This is a genomic window from Prevotella sp. S7 MS 2 (assembly GCF_000762865.1).
GTDB lineage: Bacteria > Bacteroidota > Bacteroidia > Bacteroidales > Bacteroidaceae > Prevotella.
On the sequence record NZ_JRPT01000092.1, the window covers coordinates 1 to 7538 of the forward strand.

Annotated in this window: 6 protein-coding genes and 2 tRNA genes; 4 read left to right on the forward strand and 4 right to left on the reverse strand. The window is 42.8% G+C overall.

Annotated elements, in window-relative coordinates; translation table 11 throughout:
* Nucleotides 1–5: 5 nt before the first annotated feature.
* Nucleotides 6–431: a sigma factor gene (locus tag HMPREF0671_RS11270; protein WP_052053039.1), complete on the reverse strand. Its 426-nt coding sequence runs from the start codon at nt 429–431 to the stop codon at nt 6–8.
* A gap of 217 nt (nt 432–648) precedes the next feature.
* On the opposite strand from HMPREF0671_RS11270, the gene htpG reads away from it, so the two are divergent.
* The 3 genes from htpG (at nt 649) to HMPREF0671_RS11285 (ending at nt 2948) form a co-directional block, all read left to right on the forward strand.
* Nucleotides 649–2703 (forward strand): molecular chaperone HtpG, encoded by a 2055-nt coding sequence (htpG, locus tag HMPREF0671_RS11275; protein WP_036900762.1) that lies wholly within the window; start codon nt 649–651, stop codon nt 2701–2703.
* Between the two features lie 66 nt (nt 2704–2769).
* Nucleotides 2770–2846: transfer RNA gene (locus HMPREF0671_RS11280), tRNA-Arg, on the forward strand.
* 28 nt (nt 2847–2874) lie between these two features.
* A tRNA-Arg gene (locus tag HMPREF0671_RS11285) sits at nt 2875–2948 on the forward strand.
* Nucleotides 2949–3003: 55 nt separating this feature from the next.
* On the opposite strand, the gene HMPREF0671_RS11290 is transcribed toward HMPREF0671_RS11285, so the two are convergent.
* Together HMPREF0671_RS11290 and HMPREF0671_RS11295 are read right to left on the reverse strand one after the other, a co-directional pair.
* Nucleotides 3004–4923: a cation-translocating P-type ATPase gene (locus tag HMPREF0671_RS11290; RefSeq protein WP_036900765.1), complete on the reverse strand. Its 1920-nt coding sequence runs from the start codon at nt 4921–4923 to the stop codon at nt 3004–3006.
* 11 nt (nt 4924–4934) lie between these two features.
* Complete coding sequence (locus tag HMPREF0671_RS11295) at nt 4935–5141, reverse strand: heavy-metal-associated domain-containing protein (RefSeq protein WP_036900768.1); 207 nt, start codon at nt 5139–5141, stop codon at nt 4935–4937.
* 411 nt (nt 5142–5552) lie between these two features.
* Between HMPREF0671_RS11295 and HMPREF0671_RS11300 the strand changes: the two genes are divergently transcribed.
* A complete protein-coding gene (locus tag HMPREF0671_RS11300) occupies nt 5553–6119 on the forward strand; it encodes an AraC family transcriptional regulator (protein WP_036900778.1) in 567 nt (188 codons plus the stop codon).
* Nucleotides 6120–6177: 58 nt separating this feature from the next.
* On the opposite strand, the gene HMPREF0671_RS11305 is transcribed toward HMPREF0671_RS11300, so the two are convergent.
* Nucleotides 6178–7518 carry an MATE family efflux transporter gene (locus HMPREF0671_RS11305; protein ID WP_036900772.1) on the reverse strand — a complete coding sequence of 447 codons (1341 nt, stop codon included), beginning with the start codon at nt 7516–7518 and terminating at the stop codon, nt 6178–6180.
* Between the last annotated feature and the right edge of the window lie 20 nt (nt 7519–7538).

The window sequence follows — 7538 nt, forward strand, 5'->3', positions numbered from 1 at the left end:
AGTGTTCAAAAACAAGAATGATAGAGAATGAGGTAAGGTTTTGCAGAGGTCTCTCTATAGATGTGTCGGTGCTTGTCGCTCAAGCGGGCAATACCCTTCTCCAGTATCTCCCCTATTTCATTTATCGAATATACAGAGACCGGATTACTTTGGCATCCCTGCCATGCTAGATAGTGTTCGTATTCCTCTACATAGCGTAAATGACGCCAATAATCATATATCAGATTGCGGGCTACCGTGTAGACAAGACTCGGTAATGTGATAGCTGTAATCATCTTGCCTATTGACAATATCTTTAAGAAGACATTCTGAACAATGTCTTCCGATGTATCTTGACTCAATGAATGCTTGCATACAAATGCTAGTAGTTCGTCGTAGTGCTGAGTATAGTAATCAGCTATTAGGTTGTTTGTTTCTTTTAGATTCTCCATGATTAACGCATTACATTGGAGTTGAATAGCTATTGCAAAGATAGTATTTTTTCTAGACGGCTCACACAGAAAACCATTAATTCTATTTAAATGAATCAATTTGATATATTTTTCTAACATTTAATATAATGTAGGCATACGGTATCTAACAGATAGCAAACCAATTTGGCACAGTCTTTGCATGGAATGAGTAGAAAACACTAAACTATATTGTATTATGCAAAAAGGAAATATCGGGGTTACAACAGAGAATATATTCCCTGTCATCAAAAAATTTCTCTATTCTGATCATGAAATCTTCCTTCGCGAGATGGTCAGCAACGCTGTTGATGCCACACAAAAGATTAAGACTTTGGCCGAAAAAGGAGACTTTAAAGGCGAGTTGGGCGACCTTACCGTACAAATAAAACTAGATACTGAGAAGGGAACCTTGACTATTAGCGACCGTGGTATCGGCATGACCGAAGACGAGATAGATAAATATATCAACCAAATTGCTTTCTCCGGCGTCAACGACTTCCTCGATAAGTATAAGGATAACGCCAATGCTATCATCGGACACTTTGGACTTGGCTTCTATTCCAGCTTCATGGTGAGCAAGCAAGTAGAAATTATTACCAAGAGCTATAAGGAAGGTTCAAAGGCTGTTAAGTGGAGTTGCGATGGCAGTCCGGCCTATACTATAGAAGAGGTAGAGAAAGTTGACAGAGGTTCCGACATCATTTTGCACATCGACGACGACTGCAAAGAGTTCTTAGAGAAGAATAAGATACAAGAACTACTGAACAAATACTGTCGCTTTATGCCTGTTCCAGTAGCCTTCGGAAAGAAGAGTGAATGGAAAGATGGTAAGATGGTAGACACCGAAGAAGACAATGTCATCAACAACATTGAGCCACTTTGGACCAAAACTCCGTCTACATTGAAGGATGAAGACTATAAGAACTTCTATCGTGAACTGTATCCTATGCAGGACGAACCTTTGTTCTGGATTCACCTGAATGTGGATTATCCTTTCAATCTGACGGGTATCTTGTACTTCCCGAAGATCAAAGCGAACATCGAATTACAGCGCAACAAGATTCAATTATATTGCAATCAGGTATTCGTAACCGACCAAGTAGAAGGTATCGTACCTGAATTCCTCACCTTGCTGCACGGTGTAATAGACTCTCCGGATATACCTTTGAACGTGAGCCGCAGTTATCTCCAAAGCGATGCCAACGTCAAAAAGATTTCTACTTATATCACTAAGAAGGTAGCCGACAGACTACAAAGCATCTTCAAAGAAGACCGCAAGGCATACGAAGAGAAGTGGGACGACCTCAAAATCTTCATCCATTACGGTATGTTATCACAAGAAGATTTCTACGACAGAGCCAAAGACTTCGCCTTATTCAAGGATGTAGACAATAAATACTACACTTACGAAGACTACAAGACACTTATCAAGGACAACCAAACAGATAAAGATGGCAACTTGGTATATCTGTACACAAATAACCAAGAAGAGGAATATACCTATATCCAAGCAGCTAAGCAGAAAGACTACAACGTACTGTTGCTCGATGGACAATTGGATTCTCCGATGGTTTCCATGCTGGAACAAAAGTTTGAAAAAAGCCGTTTCACTCGTGTAGATGCCGATGTCGTTGACCGCCTCATCGTTAAAGAAGACAGCAAGAAAGTCGAACTAGAAGAGGAAAAGCGTGACAATTTGTCACAAGTATTCAAGTCGCAGATGCCTCAAATAGGCCAAGCCGACTTCCAAGTAGAGGTACAAGCACTCGGACAAGAAAGCCAACCGGTGCTCATCACACAGAGCGAATACATGCGCCGAATGAAAGAAATGAGCAAGTTCCAAGCCGGTATGAGCTTCTATTCACAGATGCCCGACAGCTACACCATCGTACTCAACAGCGACCATGCACTCGTTAAGAGTATCTTGGAAGACTGCGAAAACAAAACTACAGAGGCCTTAAAACCCATTGTCAGCGAGCTCAAAGGCTTGCAAGCACGTCTCGCTGCCCTCCATCAGAGCCAATCTGGCAAGAAACCGGAGGAAATTACACAAGACGAGAAAGACGATGTTAAGAACACAGAGGAAAGTATTTCCAACGAAAAGAAAAAAAAGACAGAGGTCATTGCCAACTATGCAAAGGACAATTCTATCGTACATCAGTTGATAGACCTAGCTCTTTTGCAAAATGGAATGCTTAAAGGACAGGCTCTAGATGCCTTTTTAAGACGTTCTGTGGAACTTATCAAATAAAAAGTAAGCGAAAATTTGGTGGTACAAAATAAAGTTACTACCTTTGCATTCGCAAATTAAGAACGGGGCTCCGTAGCTCAACTGAATAGAGCATCTGACTACGGATCAGAAGGTTCCGGGTTTGAATCCCAGCGGAGTCACCACTCTTCTTAATAGCAATACTTATGGATTGGCTTCGTAGCTCAACTGAATAGAGCATCTGACTACGGATCAGAAGGTTCCGGGTTTGAATCCCAGCGAAGTCACAAAAAGAGACGAGCATCAGCCCGTCTCTTTTTTGTTATTATATCATCTATACCTTTACGCAAATCTTAATCGCAGACTATTCAACACCACACTCACACTAGAGAAAGCCATCAAAGCGCTTGCCCACATCGGAGTGATTTGGAAATCGATACCAAATAAATGGAGAATACCGGCCGCCAACGGTATACATACGATATTATAGACAAACGCCCAGAACAGATTCTGCCATATCATACGTACCGTTTTCTTGCTCAATCGAATGGCTTCCGGTATACGTTGCAAATCGTCAGTCATCAAAGTCACTTGCGCTACATCCATGGCTACGTCCGTACCGCGCCCCATGGCCACACTCACATCGGCCAAAGCCAATGCTTGAGTATCGTTGATGCCGTCGCCAACCATAGCCACGCGCTTTCCCTCAGCTTGTAGCTTACGCACCAAATTCTCCTTATCCTGCGGCAATACCTTACTATAATAATGCTTAATACCAGCCTTCTCGGCCCAATAATGAGCCGCCTCTTCCTTGTCACCACTCATCATATACACCTCGACACCCATATCTTGTAATTCTTTCATCGCCTCACACGCATTAGGTTTCAGTGTCTCTCGCTCTTCCAAAGGCAGGTCGTCGGCTTTCGTGAAATCTATATTTTGATTTGGAATCGTAATGGTACCTGTCTTATCTATCACCATAACATCCACCATTCGCATACTTTCTAGAGCTGTTGCATCCTTGATGAGCACATTTTTCTGCGCTGCTTTCCCTATACCAACCATCAAAGCTGTCGGCGTAGCCAATCCCATAGCACACGGGCATGCTATCACCAACACAGCCACAGCCGACAAAATGGCCTGTGGAAGAGCAGCATTGCCCCCTACAGCCCACCATATTATAAAAGTTAGCAGGGCTATGGAAGCCACTACCGGAACAAAGATAAGAGCAACTTTGTCGACGATTCGCTGCACAGGAGCCTTACTTCCTTGAGCCTCTTGCACCATCTTGATGATGTGAGCCAAGGCCGTATTCTCCCCTATCTGACGTGCCCGGAAGCGCAATTTGCCCTGTTGAAGTATCGTACCAGCCAACACTTTGCTCCCCATTTGCTTGAGAGCAGGTGTTGGTTCGCCCGTTATCATCGACTCGTCTACGTATGCTCCACCTTCCAACATGAAGCTATTAGCCCATGTCACATCGCCATCTACCGGTACTTTCTCGCCCGGATGCACCTCCAACACATCGCCCACGGTAATGGTAGAGATAGGAACTTCCTCTATCTCCTCACCTTTTACCACATGAGCAGTCTTGGGCGCGAGTCCCATCAAAGTCCGAATACTCCCGGCCATACCATTCTTTGCCCTCTCTTCCAAGAGTCGACCAGTGAGTACAAATGTGATAATCATCACCGAGGCGTCAAAATATGTGTGCCATTCAATGTCTCGCGTGCCCCACACCGTCGCACCCCAAAAGGTGTTGAACACACTAAAAAGAAAAGCAATAGAGGTACTCAACACCACCAACGTGTCCATGTTGGCTGCCCTATGACGTATCTGTTTGAATGCCGAGACAAAAAATCCACGACCACAATACACAAAGTTGGCCAAGGCAAGAAGCATGGCTACTTGATTGGCAGCGCTGCGATTATTGATAACTATCCACCCCATAGAGACCGACATCACCAATAGCGAGAATATCCATGATAGTATTGTCTTACGTAACAACAATTGATATTCGCGTCGTTCAATCTCAACGACACTGCGGTCTGACTCGATAATCATATCGTAACCAATAGCATTGATCTCACTCTTCATCTTTTCGAGCGAGATGACTTGCGGGTCGTACTCCACCAAAGCCGAACGACTGGGCAATAACACCGATGCCATACTGATGCCTTCAAGTGCATTCAACCTTCGCTCCACATTGGCCGAACAAGCCGAGCAAGCCATACCGACAACCGGAATCGTTCGTTTTTCCATACTCGGTTCTCCTATCCTACAAACTCATAGCCGGCATTATCGACAGCCGCCTTGATATTATCAATTGCCACCAGAGCCTCATCAAAATCAACCATCAAACTCTTTGCTTCCAAATTAACCTCAGCACTAGCTACTCCGATAATTGCCTTTACTGCATTCTCTACATTAGCTTTACAATGTACACACTTCATACCATTCACTTGAAACATCTTATTCATAACTTCCTCGATTTATTATTAAACAATGTTTTAGACAGAAAAGCGTAAGAAGCAAGAATGTAATTCTTCTCATCTATATTCTTCTGTTGCTACAAAGATACTAGATATATCCCCCATTTATGTTACGTTATTATGGATATAGTTTATAATATTCTGCCAACAAAGATTATATAGACTCTCAAACTTGCCTATTTGTCAATTCGTCTACTTCATAACTACGAAACTGCAACGGCTCAGCAATTTTGCTGAAGTGGCTTGGCAGGAATACTGAAAAGCCTAGGCAGCAATGCTGCCAAGCCCTTGCAGCCATTTGAGCATTTAAGTTTGTGAGTTTATTAGTTATTAAACTGGAAGAATAACCATCCACTTTGATTTGCCTATTTCCGCAAGTCTATGTATCTTTGTGACAAGATGGAGACAATATTATATATTAAAAATATGGTTTGCGATCGCTGCAAGATGGCAGTATCGCAAACTCTTCAAAACCTTTCCCTGCACCCTTTAAGTGTGGAATTAGGCGAAGTACACATTAGCAATACATTAACTGATGAGCAGAAAGCAACACTCCGCAATCGATTGGAAGCCTTAGGTTTTGAATTACTCGATGACAGACGCCAGCAGACTATCGAACAAATTAAGTCAGCTATTATAAAATTGGTTCATTATACCGATAGCAACAGAAATATGAACTTGAGCGACTATCTGGCTCACCAACTGCATAGCGACTACAGTTTGTTAAGTAAATTGTTCAGTGAAGTGACCGGACTGACCATCGAGCGCTACTACATCATGCAGCGTATTGAACGTGTGAAAGAGTTGATAAAATACGACCAACAATCTCTTACAGAGATAGCCAACCTGTTGGATTATTCCAGTGTGGCCTATCTAAGCAGTCAATTTAAAAGCGTAACCGGTATGACACCAACCCAATTCAAAGCATTGAAAAAGAATACAAGGAAAGGATTGGATAAAATATAAGGAGCAAAGCATCCTACTTAATCACTCTCCCAAAGAAAGAGGTAATATGAATGAGAAATCATCTCTTAGGAAAAAACTCACGATAAGTATAAATCATGACGGGCACAGTAATCAAGAATGAACAAGCATCACTCCATGCCTGACACATCTCTACACCTTTCAAACCAAAAAAGAAAGGAAGCATTAGAATAAGCGGGACAAAGAACAAGCCCTGTCGAGCAGCGGCCAATATATTAGCACGAAGCGGTTTCCGGCATGTTTGAGTAAGCATATTGCTCGTCACTATCACCGCCAATAAAGGTAATGTGACCAATTGCCAATTGAGTGCCACAGTACCTATTGCAATCACATCAGGTTCGTTACGGAACACAGCTATCACATCATTACTAAACAAAAAACAAATAATAGAAAAGACCAAAAGGAACATCGTGCCCACTTTCACCGTAAATCTGTAGGCACTCCACAACCGCTTGTAGAGCTTAGCACCATAGCAGAAACCACAAAGAGGTTGGAATCCCTGTCCCAAACCTATGACAGCCGACATCACAAGCATCGTTATTCGACTGACGATACTCATGGCTGCAATGGCTGCATCGCCATATCTACCTGCCACAACATTCAATGAAATCGTAGCAACACAACCTAATCCCTGTCTAGACAACGAGGGAGAACCTCCATAGAATATCTCTTTCAAAGCCGTACGAGAGGGAGAGAAGTTTCTCAAACGAATACTGATATTCTGCGAACGATGGGTCATATGGAGAAGAATACAAAAACTTACAGTCTGTCCTATAACCGTAGCGACCGCAGCTCCGGCCACTCCCATATCGAAGACAAATATAAATAGAGGATCGAGCAACACATTGATAAGAGCACCGGTGACGATACCATACATGGCTAGACGTGCATTTCCCTGCAATCGCATTTGATTATTGAGCGTCAACGACGACGTTAGCAGAGGGGCACCAAGTAAGATAATACCCATATAGCGTTCGGAATAAGGCAGAATAGTAGGCGTGCTACCAAGCCATATACAGAACTGCGTGAGCAACAACTCACCTATCACAAGGAATACAAGACCGAAAAATAGCGATAAAAAGAACCCGGTGCTGGCCATTCGCTCGGCATTCTCTATACGCTTAGCCCCTAACTCTCTAGAAATATAATTGCCCGAACCATGCCCAAAGAAGAAGCCAAAAGCCTGAATAAAAAACATGACAGAGAACACAATGCCTACCGCTGCTGTGCTTTGTGTATCGATTTGTCCCACAAAAAACGTATCGGCAATATTGTAAAGACTGGTAACCAGCATACTTACAATTGTAGGAAGAGCCATCGTTATAATCACACGATGGATGGGAGCCTCGGTCAAATATGTATAATTATCTTGAATCATCATTGTTTATCTGCATATTAAAA

What these genes read in the sequence shown, in the direction of transcription:
- HMPREF0671_RS11270 (WP_052053039.1), bottom strand. Translation starts at nt 431, where the DNA reads ATGGAGAATCTAAAAGAAACAAACAACCTAATAGCTGATTACTATACT.
- htpG (WP_036900762.1), top strand. Translation starts at nt 649, where the DNA reads ATGCAAAAAGGAAATATCGGGGTTACAACAGAGAATATATTCCCTGTC.
- HMPREF0671_RS11290 (WP_036900765.1), bottom strand. Translation starts at nt 4,923, where the DNA reads ATGGAAAAACGAACGATTCCGGTTGTCGGTATGGCTTGCTCGGCTTGT.
- HMPREF0671_RS11295 (WP_036900768.1), bottom strand. Translation starts at nt 5,141, where the DNA reads ATGAATAAGATGTTTCAAGTGAATGGTATGAAGTGTGTACATTGTAAA.
- HMPREF0671_RS11300 (WP_036900778.1), top strand. Translation starts at nt 5,553, where the DNA reads ATGGAGACAATATTATATATTAAAAATATGGTTTGCGATCGCTGCAAG.
- HMPREF0671_RS11305 (WP_036900772.1), bottom strand. Translation starts at nt 7,518, where the DNA reads ATGATGATTCAAGATAATTATACATATTTGACCGAGGCTCCCATCCAT.